This is a genomic window from Azospirillum thiophilum, from assembly GCF_001305595.1.
Taxonomy (GTDB): Bacteria; Pseudomonadota; Alphaproteobacteria; order Azospirillales; family Azospirillaceae; genus Azospirillum; species Azospirillum thiophilum.
The window spans coordinates 723,868-738,762 of the sequence record NZ_CP012402.1 but is presented as its reverse complement, the minus strand read 5'-3'; the positions used below and the strand labels follow the sequence as shown (position 1 = coordinate 738,762).

The window sequence follows — 14,895 nt, the reverse complement described above, 5'->3', positions numbered from 1 at the left end:
CCCACCACATACGCCCCCACCCTACCCCTCCCTTACTCTCGCAGAGGGCTAGGGCCGGGGCAGGTACGAACCCGAGACACGAGGATCATCACACCATGGACGCCCTGACCATCACCGCTGGCCCCTTCACCTTCGGCGCCCGCTTCGAAACCAGCGCCGCACCGAAGACCTGCGCCAAGTTCCGCAACCTGCTGCCCTACGAGGGCCAGATCGTCCATGTCCGCTGGAGCGGGGAAGGCGTATGGATTCCGCTGGGCGATACCGATTTCGGCCTCGGCTACGAGAACCACACCAGCCACCCGGCTCCGGGCCAGATCATCCTCTATCCGGGCGGCATCAGCGAGACCGAGATCCTGCTGGCCTATGGCGGTGTCCAGTTCTCCAGCAAGATGGGCCAGCTCGCCGGCAATCACTTCATCACCATCACCGAGGGGCTCGAGAATCTGGCGGAACTCGGCAAGCGCACCCTCTGGCAGGGTGCACAGCCGATCCGCTTCGAATTGACTCGCTGACACAGAAGAGGCACCGGCTTGAGCTTTGCCGAATGGTCGGCCGTCTTCGGCGGCGATGCCACGATGACGACGACCTTGCTCGACCGGCTGACGCAGCGCTGCGACATCTTCGAAGCCGGCAATGAAAACTGGCGATTCAAAAAAGATCGTTCCTGAGCAACCCAACCCATTCACCCGCTCGTTGCCCAGGGGAACCCACTGGCCCCTTCCATCTGGGCAATCGGGTGAAGAAGCTTGATCATATTTTGAGTTTCCGGTCATCCCTGCGAAGGTGGGGATGACAAATCGGCTGCAACAACATGCCGGATACAGGAATGCATCCTTTTCGGCCAGTCAGTGCGGATTCTCTCTGGCGCCGGAAGGGCCATCCGCCCACAGGTTTCGAGCGGGAAGTTTCAGGCTGGAGGAAAGTCCACCGTTACACGGGTGCCGCTGGGATCGCTGTCGGCGCTCAGCTTGCCACGCAACTGGCCGACGAAGGCGCGCACCACTTTCAGGCCCAACGTCGCCGCCCTTGCGACATCCACACCGGCAGGCAGACCGGTCCCACGGTCAGAAACCTCCAGGCGAACACCGCCACCCTCATAGCGGTCCAGCCGGACATCGATGGTGCCGGGCACTCCAGCCGGAAAGGCATGGCGCGCGGCATTGCCAACCAACTCGCTGACGATCAGGCTGAAGGGGATGAGCGCATCCGCCGGCATCTCGGCAACCTCCGCCGCAACTTGAATCCGGTGAGCGCCGGGCAAAGTCGCCTCCAATTCCAGGCACAACTCGCGAAGAAGAACGGCTACATTGATGCAACCAGAGCGCAAGGCACCATGTGAATGCTGATGAGCCTGGGTAACGATACCGACACGACCTCCAGCACTTTGCAGCGCCCGCCGCACCTCTGGATCCTTGGTTGATAACGTCTGAAGGGTCAGCAGGCTGGAGACCAGTTGCAACGTGTTCTTTAGCCGGTGGCTGACGTCACGCAGCCGGCGTTCATGTTCGGCTGCCGATTCCGGCGTTTCTTCCACGGTGACGATCAGGGCACGGACGACGCTGTTGACCCCCATCATCGGGGTAATCCGCACATCCCAGAACCGCACGCCGTCCAGGGCGCCGTCGCCAACTGCACGGCTGCGCTGAGGCCTGCCGGTCTGGCGCGCCTCAGCCAACAGCGCGGAAGGCAGCGCCGGGAAACGCTCTGTCAGATTCGTTCCAGCAACGACGCCGAGCGCGCGGAAGGCCGCATTGGCGAAGATACAGCAACCTTCCTCTCCATCCACCAGTGCCGTGGGCGTCGGTGTCTGGTCCAGCAGGCAGCGCAGCGTTGCCGGGTCGTCGATACCGACGCCGGCTGTCACGACCCCACTTTCCGTCGGCCGCTCCGCCCCCGGTTCGGTACCGAACTCCGCATTCCGGTAAGCCGTGACCGCCATAATGTGCGCCATCGCCCCCAACCTCGCCTGCCGCCCTGGGCTGCCGGTTCCCGCGGCCGTTCCCGACGGGTACCATTTCAGCCTGGTAAGTGTAAGGCTTCGTTCGCGCTCGGCACCAGTCCAACAACCCGAACACCTGCTAGACAAATGGCATTACGCCCTTTGGAAGGTTTGGGCGGAGACAACTGGTCAGGCCCGGGCGGCGGCGCTCTCCATACCCAGCGCCTGCAAGGCGGTACGAACAATGTGCTGGGCGGTCAGGCCAGCGATTTCATACTGCTTGGCTGGCGCGTCATGGTCGAGATACAGGTCCGGCAGAACCATCGGCCTGATCTTCAGACCGCCGTCCAGCAGACCCGCCGTCGCCAAGAACTGCAGCACGAAGCTGCCGAATCCACCGATCGATCCCTCCTCGACGGTGATCAGAACCTCATGCTCAAGGGCAAGGCGCCGCACCAGTTCCTCGTCCAGCGGTTTGGCGAAACGGGCATCGGCCAGCGTGGTGGACAGGCCGCGGGCCGCCAGTTCGGATGCCGCACGCCTTGCCTCACTCAAGCGGGTGCCGTAACTGAGAATGGCGATCTTGGTGCCTTCCTGCAGGATACGGCCTTTGCCCATCGGCAGGATTTTGCCGCGGTCAGGCAGTTCCAGCCCCACACCCTCGCCACGCGGATAACGCAGGGCCGACGCACGGTCGTCGATGGCGGCCTGCGTCGCCACCATATGCATCAGCTCCAGTTCGTCAGCAGCTGCCATCAATACGATGTCGGGCAAGCAGCCTAGGTACGCCGTGTCGAAAGCGCCCGCATGGGTCGCTCCGTCCGCTCCAACCAGACCGGCGCGGTCCAGTGCGAATCGAACCGGCAGATGCTGCAGTACCACGTCATGAATGACTTGGTCGTAGGCGCGCTGGAGGAATGTGGAGTAAATGGCGCAGAAGGGCTTGAAGCCCTCCGTCGCCATGCCGGCGGCAAAGGTCACTGCATGCTGTTCGGCGATGCCGACGTCAAAGCAACGGTCGGGAAAACGCTCTTCGAACAAATCCAGCCCTGTGCCCGATGGCATGGCCGCGGTAATGCCGACAATGGTCGGGTCGGCAACTGCCTCCGCGATCAGACTCTGAGCAAAGACACGGGTAAAGGTTGGAGCATTCGATTTCGGCTTGGCCTGGGTGCCCGTCACCACATCGAACTTGGCCACCGCATGTAGCTTGTCGGCCGACGCCTCCGCCGGTCCGTATCCTTTGCCCTTCTTGGTAACGACGTGGATCAGCACCGGCTTGTCGTCGTCGGCCTCGCGGACATTCTGCAGAACCGGAAGCAAATGGTCCAGATTGTGGCCGTCGATCGGCCCGATATAGTAGAAGCCCAACTCTTCGAACAAGGTGCCGCCAGTAACCATACCACGGGCATATTCCTCCGCCCGGCGGGCGGCGTTGCGCAGCGGCCGCGGCAACTGGTCGGCGATCTCCTTCGCAAGATGACGCAGGGACAGGTACGGCTTGGACGAGATTAACCGTGACAGATATGCGCTCATCGCCCCAACCGGCGGAGCGATGGACATGTCGTTGTCATTGAGGATAACGATTAGCCGCGACTTGGTTGAGGCCGCGTTGTTCATCGCCTCGTACGCCATACCGGCGCTCATTGCACCATCGCCGATCACGGCGATGACATTGCGCCGCTCACCCTTCATCTTGCTGGCAACCGCCATGCCCAGCCCGGCGGAGATCGAAGTGGAGCTGTGACCGGCGCCGAACGGATCGTAGTCGCTTTCGGACCGCTTGGTGAATCCGCTGAGACCGCCCCCCATACGGAGCGTGCGGATGCGGTCGCGCCGGCCAGTCAGGATCTTGTGCGGATAGCACTGGTGCCCGACGTCCCAGATCAGCCGGTCGTAAGGTGTATCGAAGACGTAATGGAGCGCCACCGTCAGTTCCACAACCCCCAGTCCGGCGCCGAGATGACCGCCGGTCACCGACACGGCATCCACGGTCTCGGTACGCAGTTCGTCGGCAAACTGGCGGAGCTGTTCGGGCTTCAAGGCCCGCAGCTTGGCTGGCGTCGGACAAAGGTCGAGCAGCGGGGTCTTGGTGGCGGTCACGTCTTGCGGGTCCTCAAAGCGTTGGTCAGGCGCGGCGCACGACGACGAAGTCGGCGACGGCCTTCAACATATCGGCACGCCCGTCGAAAATGTCCAAGTGCTGCGACGCTTGACGGGATAGCATCTCCGCCTGAGCACGGGCGCGGTCACGGCCCAGGATCGATACGAAGGTCGCCTTGCCGGCCTGAGCGTCACGGCCGACCGTCTTGCCGGTCTCCTCCGCCGTGCCTTCCACGTCCAGCAGGTCGTCGACGATCTGGAAAGCCAACCCCAGATCGTGGGCATAGGCGCGCAACGCCGTGCGTTGCGGCGGGTTGGCCTTGCCCAGGATACCGCCGGCCTCGCAGGAAAAGGCGATCATCTCACCGGTCTTCATGCGCTGAAGTCGGGTGGTGGTGCCGAGGTCGAAGGTCTCATGCTCCGCGATCAGGTCCAGCATCTGGCCGCCGACCATGCCATGGCCACCGGCCGCCTTGGCCAATGCCGACACCAATTGGCAACGGATGTTGGGGTCCTCGTGCGTCGCCGGGTCGGCCAGCACCTCGAACGCCAGGGTCAGCAACCCGTCACCGGCCAGGATTGCCGTCGCCTCGTCGAATTGGCGATGACAGGTCGGACGTCCTCGCCGCAGCTCACCGTCGTCCATCGCCGGCAGGTCATCGTGAACCAGCGAATAGCTATGGACCATCTCCACCGCCGCGGCCGCACGGATTGCGCAGTCTGGATTGACGCCGAACAGCGCAGCGGACTGCATCACCAGGAAGGGGCGCAGACGCTTACCGCCGTTCAGGCAGCCGTAGCGCATGGCGTCGAACACCCGCGCCTCCGCCAAGTCGGCGGTCGGCAGCAGGGCACCGATCTTGACCTCGACCGCCTGCGCGATTTCCGCCAGGGCGGACTTCAATTCGATTTGGGATATGGTCTGCACGTCAGTCGATCCGGACGGATTCGGTGCCGAGAGTGCCGTCGGCGCTCACGGTGATGCGGTCGATCTTGGCCTGCGCTTCACGCAGCTTCATCTCGCAATGGCGCTTCAGCGCAGTGCCCCGCTCATATGAGGAGATGGCATCGTCGAGCTTGCCGCGGCCCTCCTCGAGCTGACGGACGATCCGCTCCAGTTCGGCGAGCGCGTCCTCGAAGCTGAGGGCGGCAATGTCGGGCGGGATAGCGGCGGAGGGCGGCTCGGCGGACCGGTGGGCGACAGAAGGGGGCATGTCGGGCAGAACCATGGTGGAACCTCGAGCCCGCGAAGGTATGCCCCGCCCACGTCATGTGCAAGGGCTGAGGCAGGTCGAACCACGGCCCTTGCGGCCTATGCGTTCGGATAGCCTCTCCCCCTTTCGAGCAGGAGGAACTCTCCGGGCGATTTAGCAGTACATCAATTCGCGTACATGGGCGGCGCTGGCCGACGCCAGTGCGCGCAGGTTGTAGCCTCCCTCCAGAACCGAGACGATTCTCGCCCCGCAATGGGTGCGTGCCAGTTCGCCCAGCTTGCGCGTGGCCCATACGAAATCGTCGTCGATCAAGTGCAGGCCCGCAAGCGGATCACGCGAATGGGCGTCGAAACCGGCCGAGATGATCAGCAGGTCCGGCTTGAAATGGTCGATGGCCGGCAGAATGATGTGGGTCATCGCATGCCGGAACTCCGGCGAACCGGCCATTGCCGGAAGCGGCGCATTGACGCAGTTGCCGTATTCCCCCTTCTCACCCGCATCGCCCGTGCCTGGGTAGAGCGGTGACTGGTGGGTCGAACAATAGAGCATGTCAGGGTCGTGCTGGAAGATGTCCTGCGTGCCATTTCCATGGTGGACATCGAAATCCATCACCGCGACGCGCTGCAGGCCGTGTTCGGCACGGGCATGATAGGCGCCGACCGCCGCATTGTTGAACAGGCAGAATCCCATCGCCTTCTCCCGCTCCGCATGGTGGCCGGGCGGGCGCACGGCGCAAAAGGCATTGCGCGATTGCCCGGTCGCCACTGCGTCGACAGCGGCGCAGACCGCCCCGGCCGCACGGAGCGCCGCCTCCCCGGATCCGGGCGAGACGACGGTGTCGGCATCGACGCCGGCATGCTCGACCTCGGGAATGAGGGACAGCACACGGTCGATGTGCGACTGTGGGTGGGCTCGCAAAAGCTGTTCCACCGTGGCGCGTGGCGCCTCCTGCCGTTCCAGCATATGGAACTCTTCCGTTTCGAGCGCGGCGAGCACGGCGCGCAGGCGGTCAGAGCATTCCGGATGACCTAAACCCGTATCGTGCTCCAGGCACGCGGGGTGGGAGAACAGGGTGGTGAACATCGATTTTTCAGTCGTTATCGTTGGTTTTCGAGGCGGCGTTCAGCGCGTTTCCAAAGACCATTCTTCCCGGATCGCTAATGAAAGTACAGGCTGAATCCAGGACGATTCGTCACAGCCCACTTTTGGGATCCGGGGCAATCCGTAACACGGCAGGACTGACGGGCGGAGTGTGCAGGAAATTATGTCGGCGACAACTCTCTTTCGTCTCCATCAGAAACTCAAGAGTCGCTGACCTCAGGAAATCATATTCCCTGGAATCTGGACATCGTCCCGTCGATTTCGTCGACATGGCAATCGGGAAAAGTTCCCTTCCTCAAACGCACGCAATGTAGGCCGCAGCTTTCGAGCCCGCTTGTTCAGACCAACCGTTCAATAACGAAGCGCAATACCCCCCCCACTTCTTCGACGGACAACAGACGATTTCCCGTCGCGTCGCAGAAAGCGGGGAAATCCTTGCGGGAGCCTGGATCGGTCGCCTCTACAGTCAAGGTGTCGCCAACGGCGATGGCCTTCATCGCCTTGCGCGCGCGCAAGACGGGTAGCGGACACTGCAAGCCCTTGGTATCCAATGGATGATCACTCATGGCTGGAATGCTAGCCGACCGGCCTGTCGTTGTCACCGGTTGATATGACAAAGCCGTTTCGAGCCGCCATCTCACCAACCGCAACCCAGGCGTGATGTCTTTGTTTGATTTCCAATCGCCCAGCGTAGAAAAAGCACCGGCGTAGGCAATGGTAACGCTCAAGCCCTCGACGGCGCAAAAGCAGCGGCTGACTCCTATGACGGATTCCCACAGGTGGACAATGCCGCATGTGTAAGAATATACTATCATGCGAGCATTTTTATTTTTCGTGCCATTCAACGGCGGCACGGACGCAAAACGAATCGGAACGGACAGGGCGACGATAAAGCAATGAAGATCGAGGATTTGCAGGCCAATGCGCGCCGGGCGAGTATATTGCTGAAGGCGATGTGCAATGAACGGCGCCTCCTCATCCTGTGCTATTTAAGCCAGGGCGAGCGATCGGTGGGTGAATTGGAGGACTTGGTCGGGCTCAGCCAGTCGGCCCTGTCGCAGCATCTTGCCCGCCTTCGCACGGATAATCTGGTCCGCACGCGCCGCAGCGCCCAAAACATTTACTATTCGCTGAACGGGCACGAAGCGCAGACGATCATGACCACGCTGCACGGCCTCTATTGTGCCTCCAGTGCGGAGAATGACGATTCTGCCAACGACCGTGACGGCATCCCCTCTGACGGCACATCTGCTTTACGATCCGCAGCCTTGGGTTGAAATCTGCAGCATGCGCAGGCAGGCGCAAGCCTCAGTCGCGCGCCCGAAGCGCTGCGACCGCCAGCGCCACCCAGCCCAGCATGAAACTCCAGCCTCCGGCCGGCGCCGTCATCGGTACCGGCAGCGGGCCGACCGTTGCCAACGCATATAGCGTGCCGCAGAACAATAGAATCCCGACGGCGAAGAGCCATCCGGCCAAGCGCATCGCAAGATGTCCACGCTGCCCGATCCGGGCACCCAATGCCACCAGCAGGACCAGCGCCAGCGCATGGGCCATCTGATACTGTCCGGCGATGCGGAACCACTCCTGCGCCTGGGGTTGCGCTGCCAGCGCGTGGCTGGCATAGGCGCCGGTGCCAACCGCAACGGCACCGTTCAGCGCGGCGAAAACGATCCAGATCCGGTCGACTGATCCCACGAGCCTCGCTCCCTTCCTTCACGCCACCGCCTGCCTGCGGGCGATGCTATTCTGTCAACTGTGTACACAATGGCTGTCCGCACGAGCAAGAAATGACCATGAAAGCCGCTATCGCCTCGCCGCCGGCCACCTCACCGCTGGTCAGCATCATCACGCCCACCTGGCAGCGGGAAGATTTCCTGCCTCTCCTTCACGCTCGCATCCAGGCCCAGACATATGCGGACATCGAGTGGCTGGTGTTCGACGACAGCCCTCGCCCATCGGCCTATCTGAAGCCGCTGGCGAACCCGAAACTGAAATATATCTATTCGCCCAGCCGCTACGCCATCGGCGAGAAGCGCAACATCATGGCAGAACATGCCCAGGGTTCGGTGATCGTCCATATGGACGACGACGATTTCTACGCCCCGACCTATGTGGAGCGAATGCTCGATTGGCTGGATCAGGGAAACGATGTGGTGAAGCTGTCGGGCTGGTTCCTCTACAGCACGGTGCATCGGCGCTTCGGCTACTGGAACACAGCCGTCGGCGGCTCGCACCACCGCTGGGGCCGCCAGACCTGTACCTATGTCGAAGCACCGGATGACCCGCCCTCGGCCGACAACCTCGACGGCTACGGCTTTTCCTACGCGTACCGGCGCAAGGTTTGGGAGACGGCACACTTTCCGCCGGTGAACGCCTGTGAGGACGCTCCCTTCGTCAAGGCCGCACGCGAACGCTTCAGCGTCGGCACCTTTCCCGATGTCGAGGGGCTGTGCCTGCACATGATGCACGCTCGCAGCACCAGCCTGTGCCTGCCGCAATATGAACTGCCGCCCACCTTGCTCGAACGCCTGTTCGGGTCGGATATTGCGGCCTACACCTGAACGTCAAGAAACATGCCACGGCGGTAGTTGCGTGGCAGCGTCAGCACCCCATTGACGACCAGGGCTGCCAGCTCGCGCAGGTTCGGTATGCGCTGGCGTCCCTGCTGAGCGACACCATCGGCCCGCGCCCGCCCGCCGGCAGCAGGAACCCGTCCGCCGGAGTCGGGCCGGATGGGCTCGTTCGAACGGTCGCCGGTTCGTCTGGTTTCTACCATGGAAAATTATTTACCATAAGTATCCGTTACGGGGAAGAGATCGAGCTTACCAATCAGCGGCATGCCCAATGGTGAACGAAGCCAGCCTCGCGTTCGAGCTTGCGCCCCAGACGGATCAAGCGCCATTCCTCGCCGGGACGGGCGATCAGTTGGATGCCGAAAGGCAGCGCACCGCCCCCCACAGGCAGCGTCAACACGGGAAAGCCGATCAGCGTGACGATGGCGGTGACACCGAGATAATCAAGGATAGTCTCGACCGGCTCGCCGTCTATTGTCGTCACCTCGCCGTGTGCGTTCGGCCAGGGCAGCACGCCGCAGGCCGGAGCAGCCAGCACGTCGATCTCCTCGAACAGCGCCACGAAGCGGCGATAGAGTGCAGTACGGGCTGCCTGAGCCTGCAAATAGGCGTCGGCGCCGATGCCGGCCCCCGCCTCGATGTTCCATCGTATGGTATCGGTCAGCGCCTCGCCGTGCTTCGCCAGCATCGGACCGAAAGCGTGGCGCGTCTGGGCCGCACGCAGGGTGCGGAAGGTCGCCATGGCGTCGCCGCAATCGGGATAGCAACGCGCAACCGGCCCCCCTGCCCGTTGCAGCCGGTCAACCGCCTCGGCGAAACGATCCCGCACCGCCTGCGAGACGGAGGCCGCGCCGAAGTCGGCGGTAGCGCCCAGACGGCTGTCCGACCCGTCGTCGCGGTCCCCGAACAGGGAGGTCGGATCGCGCAGGTCACTCCCGGCCATCGCCGACAGCAGCAGGGCGCAATCAGCGGTGTCGCGGGCCAGAACCCCATGGGTCGCCAGCGTATCCCAGCCGAGCGCGCGGCCCGGTGCCGGAATCAGCCCTGGCGTCGGCCGGATCGAGGCGACGCCGCAGAAGCTGGCCGGCACCCGCACCGACCCTCCGAAATCGGTGCCATGCGCCAGCGGCGCCATGCCGACCGCGACCGCCACTGCCGATCCACCGCTTGACCCGCCGGAGGTGAGTTCCGGGTCTACCGGGTTGCAGGTCGGACCATACAGCCGGTTCCGGCAGATGGCACCGAAGCCGAATTCCGGCGTGTTGGTCTTGCCGATGACAATACCGCCCGCCGCCTCGATCCGCGCAACGGCGATGTCGCTGGACACCGGCACATGGTCGGCATAGAGCGCCGAACCGTAGGTGGTGCGGATGCCGGCGGTGTCTGTCAGGTCCTTGACCGCGATGGGCAGGCCATGCAGCGGTCCGACCGGCGACGCTTCCGCATCCAGCAGGTCGGCGCGGGCGAGTGCTGCTTCGGCGGCGATAGTCAGGAAGGCGGAAAATGCCGGCTCCATGGCCCCGATGCGCGACAGGTGTGCCTCCACCGCCTCACGTGCCGACAAATCCCGCCGCGCCAGCCGTTCCGCCAGGGCTGTCGCGCTTTCCTGCCAAATGGCGTCCGTCCGGATGCTCATGGATCCTCCCGTTTCCGGCTCGGACGGTAGCGCGAAATGGCCGGCACGCCAATTCCGTCGGAAAAAATCCGGATCCGAAATGCCTCAACGCTGCTGCGCGGCGGAAGCGCGACAGTCGGCCAGGATGTTGCCGACGGTGACGCGCTCGCGTTCGTCCATGCTGAGTTCCCATCGCGCCTTCACCAGAATCCAGTCGGCAACGTAAAGGCAGATGCCGTCGCGCTTGGGCGGCAACCACTCCTCCGGCCCCTTGGAGCCCTTGGCCCGGTTGGCCTCGCGGCTGGCGGCCAGCAGGGTCAGCGGGTCGCTGGTATCGTTGGCATAGGCGGCACGGCGTTCTCGGCTCCACTCATGGCCACCGCTGGAGTAAGCCTCTTCAAGCGGCACGCGGTGGTCGATGTCGACCATCTGCGGATCGGTGAAGCGCTCTCCAGTATAGAGATCGATCCACTCCCCGGATTTTACGGTGCAGCCCTTGGCGTCCAGCGTCGCCGGACGCCGGGAATCGCGGATCAACACCTTCTCACGCGCGTTCAGACAACCGCCATCCAGGGCCAGCCAATGCGGCCACGCCTCTCGCTCGTAACCCCGGCGCTTTTCCGGCGCGACGCGGATTGTGTCGAGCCGGCGCGCCACCTCTGTATAGTCGATGCGGTCCGAAGAACTGGCGACCACCGGCGGCGGCGGTTCGGCGATCTGTGACCTGCGGGGTTGGCGTGCGCGCTGGGCCTCCTGCCCCAACAGCCGGTCGAGCGTGCCCGGCGGGAGGATGTCAACGCGTTCGGCCACCGCGATGGCAGCAAGGATGGCAAGGACGATGAACAGCCCCCGCAGGGTAAGGGAACGGCGGCGGGCCATGTCAGGCCACTTCCCCGAGCCGCTTCCCGCCCAGCCGTCTGAAAGCGCTCACCATCCCCACCCAATCCGCCGCATATCTGACGATGTCATACCGTCCGGCGGCACCAATCTCAATCGAGCTCAGGGCATGCGGCCGGTCAGCGTTGCGCTGAGCCCCTGGAGCAGGCCGATCTGGCACATGGTGTCGAATGTGGAGCGCATCAGCGACGGGTCGCCGATCGACACGCGGATATCGCCGGCCCGGGCTTCGGTGTGGTGGCGGCGGACTTGGCTGCCGCAAAGCTCCTGCAGGACTTCGAGCAACATCACCAGCGAGGTCGCGCGGCCGGTGCAGAGGTTGTAGACCTCCGCACCGCAGAAGCGCCGTTCCATCGCCAACGACAGGATGCGCACCACGTCGCCGACGAAGACGAAATCGCGGACCTGCTGGCCGTCGCCATGCATCTCAACATCCTCCCCGCGTGCCACCCGGTTGGCAAAGATGGAGATCACGCCGGAATAGGGCGACATCGGATCCTGGCGCGGACCATAGACGTTGAAGAAGCGGAAGCCGACCGTCGGCACCCCCTGGATCGACCAGGCGACACGGGCGTGCATCTCGCATCCCAGCTTGTCGACACCGTAGGCCGACAGAGGGCGCGGCAGTTCGTCTTCCTTCAGCGGCGTGTTGGTATTGTCGCCGTAGATCGCAGCGGAGGATGCATAGACCACCGGCACCGGACCGCCACGCCTGGCATCGCGCGCCGCCTCGAACACGGTGACGGTGCCGAGCAGGTTGGTGCGGTGTGTCTCAGCCCACAGTTCCCGCGATTTCTGGACCGAGGCCACGGCAGCGAGATGGAAGACACCGTCGACCCCCTCCCATCCGTCGCCGGCCATGGCTTCGCGCACCGCATCAGGATCGGCCACGTCGCCCACGACCAGCTTTGCGGCGGCCGGCTTGTTGTCCAACCGGCCACTCGACAGGTTGTCGAGAATCGTCACCCGATGCCCGTTGGCCAACAGCCGGTCAGCCAGATGCGAACCGATGAAACCGCAGCCGCCGGTGATGAGATAATGCGCCATGGTCCGTCCCAACCCCTTCCTTGCAGTAAGCCGGCTTGCCGCGATGCGGTGGCATGCCGGAAAGTCCATTTATAGGGTCGGGACACAGCCGCCGGATCTCCAGACCATCTTCGGGATAGGGCAGCGCCTCAACCGGACAATCCAGCGCCCCATTCGGCGAGACCTGGGCCGAATCGGTCGGTATTTCACCATGACGGTTTCGAGACAGGCGGGACCGCTGGTTCAACAGGCTTATCCACCGCCTTGTCCACGGTTCTGTGGATAACCCCGGTCAAGCGCGCGGGGAGCCGCAGCGCGTCGGACCGGTTACACTGGTGCAGAAATGCTGCTGCATACCAACGATCATCGGGAAGTTCCTTTGCTGCACGGCACAAGACATCCAAATGCAAAAGGCCCCTCCGTTGCGTCATTGCCACGGAAGGGCCTTCGGTCCAGTAGCGGTCGCAGTCCGACCTAGGCTTTCCTGCTGCCGATCATCTCTGCCTTGACGGTGGCGAAGGCCCAGTCGAGCCAGGGCAACACCGCCTCCATATCCTCGTTCTCGACCGTGGCACCGCCCCAAAGGCGCAAGCCGGGAGGCGCGTCGCGATAGGAGCCGGCGTCGAAGGCGGCCTCCTCCTTCTCCAGCAGGGCCGACAGCTTCTTGGCGAAGGCGGCCTGCGCCTCTTCCGTCAGGGCGGTCACCTCGGGATCGGTGAAGCGCAGGCAGATCGAGGTGCAGGATCGGGTCGCGGGGTTCTTGGCGAGGAAGCCCGCCCAGGAACTCGCCTCGACCCAGTCCGCGACGATCCGCAGATTCTGCTCCGATCTGCGGATCAACTGGGTCAGGCCGCCCAGCGACAACGACCAGCGCAGTCCGTCGATGGCATCCTCGACACAGAGCATCGACGGCGTGTTGATGGTGTCGCCTTCGAAGATGCCTTCGATCAGTTTGCCGTTCTTGATCAGCCGGAAGATCTTGGGCAGCGGACGGTCGGGCTGGAAGCTCTCCAACCGTGCGACCGCGCGGGGGCCGAGCACCAGCATGCCATGCGCCGCCTCGCCGCCCAGCACCTTCTGCCAGGACCAGGTGGCGACGTCGATCCGGTTCCACGGCATTTCCATCGCGAAGGCGGATGAAGTGGCGTCGCAGATGGTCAGGCCCTCGCGGTCCGCCGGGATCCAGTTGCCGTCCGGCACACGGACGCCGGCGGTGGTGCCGTTCCAGGGGAAAACGACATCGCGGCTGAAATCGACCGCAGACAGATCCGGCAACTCGCCATAGGGGGCGACGAAGGTGCGGACGTCCGGCAGCCTCAACTGCTTGGTCACGTCGGTCACCCACTCCTTGCCGAAGCTTTCCCAGGCCAGCATGTCGACGCCGCGCGCGCCCAGCAGCGACCACAGCGCCATCTCGACCGCGCCGGTATCCGACGCCGGAACGATGCCGATGCGGTAGTCGCCCGGGATGCCCAGCACCGCACGGGTGAGGTCGATGACCTCCTTCAGCTTGGCCTTGCCTGGCTTCGAGCGGTGGGAACGGCCGAGCAGCGCACCGTCCAGCGCGTCGAGCGACCAGCCCGGACGCTTGGCGCAGGGTCCGGAGGAAAAGAGCGGATTGGACGGGCGGTGGCTGGGCTTCATGGCAGACTTCCTATCCCGGAACGGGAGTGTGCGGAGGTCCGGACCTTAAAAGCTGAGCCCGCGTCCGTCAATCGAGGGGCTGCCGGTAGAGGCGAATGGAACGTTTGAAACCGGGTGAAACAGCTCCGGGCCGCCGTTCCACTGTTCCATTCGCCGCAGCATGATCGGGGAAGTGCCGGCGAATCGCCAAGGAAACGCATAGACCACGACATCCGCAAACCCTCGTGACAGGAAAGGACCGCCCTTCCCTTCCTAACACGGCGGCTCGGCTGGGATAAGGGCAGGGTGCAAATCCCCGAGCCCACATCCGCCCCCTCACCGAGAGCGGGCGATGCGCCCCTTGCTGTAGGTCCAGGCGGCGTCACCGCCACCGGCCGGCACCGGCATCGAGACGGTAAGGGTATCGCCGTCGATGGTCACCTGGGCGGCGTCGCTGCAGGAGCCGAAGGGATAGGAGACCAGGGGCTTCGTCCCGCCGACTTCGACGATGCGAAAGCGGGTCGGGCAGTCCTTGGCACCGGTGTCGGACTGGAACAGCGCGACCCAGCGATCCTTCATCGAATAGGCCCCGACGAAGGACAGCATGTCGCTCTCCTTGTCATCGAACACCGGAGTCTCGTCCACCGACACCTGGGTATGCTTCGGGCCAATGTCGGTCACCGTCAGCACCGTGTTGCCCAGCGCCGCCATCAGACGCGGCTCGGCCGCCTGGACGGATCCCGTGGCAATCACCAGGCTGCCCGCCACCGCGGCGCACACACTAAGAACCCGCAAAGACCGTCT

16 protein-coding genes are annotated in these 14,895 nt (G+C 63.9%); 4 read left to right on the top strand and 12 right to left on the bottom strand.

Going from position 1 to position 14,895, the window contains the following annotated elements; genetic code table 11:
• Positions 1 to 95: 95 nt before the first annotated feature.
• A complete protein-coding gene (locus tag AL072_RS16885) occupies positions 96 to 512 on the top strand; it encodes a DUF3830 family protein (RefSeq protein WP_045583086.1) in 417 nt (138 codons plus the stop codon).
• 18 nt (positions 513 to 530) lie between these two features.
• Positions 531 to 668: an ATP-binding protein gene (locus AL072_RS34380; protein ID WP_425388591.1), complete on the top strand. Its 138-nt coding sequence runs from the start codon at positions 531 to 533 to the stop codon at positions 666 to 668.
• Positions 669 to 907: 239 nt separating this feature from the next.
• Here the strand turns inward: AL072_RS34380 and AL072_RS16880 are convergent, their stop codons facing one another.
• From AL072_RS16880 to AL072_RS36120, 6 genes are all read right to left on the bottom strand, one after another.
• Positions 908 to 1,951 (bottom strand): sensor histidine kinase, encoded by a 1,044-nt coding sequence (locus AL072_RS16880; protein WP_045583087.1) that lies wholly within the window; start codon positions 1,949 to 1,951, stop codon positions 908 to 910.
• A 177-nt stretch (positions 1,952 to 2,128) separates the two neighbouring features.
• Positions 2,129 to 4,042, bottom strand: a complete 1,914-nt coding sequence (gene dxs / locus AL072_RS16875) for a 1-deoxy-D-xylulose-5-phosphate synthase (protein ID WP_045583088.1) — start codon at positions 4,040 to 4,042, stop codon at positions 2,129 to 2,131.
• A gap of 25 nt (positions 4,043 to 4,067) precedes the next feature.
• A complete protein-coding gene (locus AL072_RS16870) occupies positions 4,068 to 4,970 on the bottom strand; it encodes a polyprenyl synthetase family protein (protein ID WP_045583089.1) in 903 nt (300 codons plus the stop codon).
• Between the two features lies 1 nt (position 4,971).
• Positions 4,972 to 5,271 (bottom strand): exodeoxyribonuclease VII small subunit, encoded by a 300-nt coding sequence (locus AL072_RS16865; protein ID WP_045583090.1) that lies wholly within the window; start codon positions 5,269 to 5,271, stop codon positions 4,972 to 4,974.
• Between the two features lie 138 nt (positions 5,272 to 5,409).
• Positions 5,410 to 6,339 (bottom strand): histone deacetylase family protein, encoded by a 930-nt coding sequence (locus tag AL072_RS16860; RefSeq protein ID WP_045583091.1) that lies wholly within the window; start codon positions 6,337 to 6,339, stop codon positions 5,410 to 5,412.
• A 356-nt stretch (positions 6,340 to 6,695) separates the two neighbouring features.
• Positions 6,696 to 7,085 carry a sulfurtransferase TusA family protein gene (locus AL072_RS36120; RefSeq protein WP_342669603.1) on the bottom strand — a complete coding sequence of 130 codons (390 nt, stop codon included), beginning with the start codon at positions 7,083 to 7,085 and terminating at the stop codon, positions 6,696 to 6,698.
• Positions 7,086 to 7,253: 168 nt separating this feature from the next.
• Between AL072_RS36120 and AL072_RS16850 the strand changes: the two genes are divergently transcribed.
• Positions 7,254 to 7,634, top strand: coding sequence for an ArsR/SmtB family transcription factor (locus tag AL072_RS16850; protein ID WP_045583093.1), 381 nt, complete (start codon positions 7,254 to 7,256; stop codon positions 7,632 to 7,634).
• 31 nt (positions 7,635 to 7,665) lie between these two features.
• Here AL072_RS16850 and AL072_RS16845 read toward each other — a convergent pair whose 3' ends face one another.
• Positions 7,666 to 8,052: a DUF423 domain-containing protein gene (locus AL072_RS16845; protein ID WP_045583094.1), complete on the bottom strand. Its 387-nt coding sequence runs from the start codon at positions 8,050 to 8,052 to the stop codon at positions 7,666 to 7,668.
• A 92-nt stretch (positions 8,053 to 8,144) separates the two neighbouring features.
• On the opposite strand from AL072_RS16845, the gene AL072_RS16840 reads away from it, so the two are divergent.
• On the top strand, positions 8,145 to 8,918 hold the full coding sequence (locus AL072_RS16840) for a glycosyltransferase family 2 protein (protein WP_245636810.1): 774 nt from the start codon (positions 8,145 to 8,147) through the stop codon (positions 8,916 to 8,918).
• A 268-nt stretch (positions 8,919 to 9,186) separates the two neighbouring features.
• Here the strand turns inward: AL072_RS16840 and AL072_RS16835 are convergent, their stop codons facing one another.
• From AL072_RS16835 to AL072_RS16815, 5 genes are all read right to left on the bottom strand, one after another.
• Positions 9,187 to 10,566, bottom strand: coding sequence for an amidase (locus AL072_RS16835; protein WP_045583095.1), 1,380 nt, complete (start codon positions 10,564 to 10,566; stop codon positions 9,187 to 9,189).
• A gap of 84 nt (positions 10,567 to 10,650) precedes the next feature.
• Positions 10,651 to 11,424 carry an HNH endonuclease family protein gene (locus tag AL072_RS16830; RefSeq protein ID WP_052710109.1) on the bottom strand — a complete coding sequence of 258 codons (774 nt, stop codon included), beginning with the start codon at positions 11,422 to 11,424 and terminating at the stop codon, positions 10,651 to 10,653.
• A gap of 120 nt (positions 11,425 to 11,544) precedes the next feature.
• Positions 11,545 to 12,489, bottom strand: a complete 945-nt coding sequence (locus tag AL072_RS16825) for an SDR family oxidoreductase (RefSeq protein ID WP_045583096.1) — start codon at positions 12,487 to 12,489, stop codon at positions 11,545 to 11,547.
• A 453-nt stretch (positions 12,490 to 12,942) separates the two neighbouring features.
• A complete protein-coding gene (locus AL072_RS16820) occupies positions 12,943 to 14,112 on the bottom strand; it encodes a phosphoserine transaminase (protein ID WP_045583097.1) in 1,170 nt (389 codons plus the stop codon).
• 315 nt (positions 14,113 to 14,427) lie between these two features.
• Complete coding sequence (locus AL072_RS16815) at positions 14,428 to 14,886, bottom strand: hypothetical protein (RefSeq protein WP_245636809.1); 459 nt, start codon at positions 14,884 to 14,886, stop codon at positions 14,428 to 14,430.
• Positions 14,887 to 14,895 lie beyond the last annotated feature (9 nt).

Coding starts and splice junctions, on each gene's coding strand:
- AL072_RS16885 (WP_045583086.1), top strand. CDS start 96: ATGGACGCCCTGACCATCACCGCTGGCCCCTTCACCTTCGGCGCCCGC.
- AL072_RS16880 (WP_045583087.1), bottom strand. CDS start 1,951: ATGGCGCACATTATGGCGGTCACGGCTTACCGGAATGCGGAGTTCGGT.
- AL072_RS16865 (WP_045583090.1), bottom strand. CDS start 5,271: ATGGTTCTGCCCGACATGCCCCCTTCTGTCGCCCACCGGTCCGCCGAG.
- AL072_RS16860 (WP_045583091.1), bottom strand. CDS start 6,339: ATGTTCACCACCCTGTTCTCCCACCCCGCGTGCCTGGAGCACGATACG.
- AL072_RS16850 (WP_045583093.1), top strand. CDS start 7,254: ATGAAGATCGAGGATTTGCAGGCCAATGCGCGCCGGGCGAGTATATTG.
- AL072_RS16840 (WP_245636810.1), top strand. CDS start 8,145: ATGACCATGAAAGCCGCTATCGCCTCGCCGCCGGCCACCTCACCGCTG.
- AL072_RS16835 (WP_045583095.1), bottom strand. CDS start 10,566: ATGAGCATCCGGACGGACGCCATTTGGCAGGAAAGCGCGACAGCCCTG.
- AL072_RS16830 (WP_052710109.1), bottom strand. CDS start 11,424: ATGGCCCGCCGCCGTTCCCTTACCCTGCGGGGGCTGTTCATCGTCCTT.
- AL072_RS16825 (WP_045583096.1), bottom strand. CDS start 12,489: ATGGCGCATTATCTCATCACCGGCGGCTGCGGTTTCATCGGTTCGCAT.
- AL072_RS16820 (WP_045583097.1), bottom strand. CDS start 14,112: ATGAAGCCCAGCCACCGCCCGTCCAATCCGCTCTTTTCCTCCGGACCC.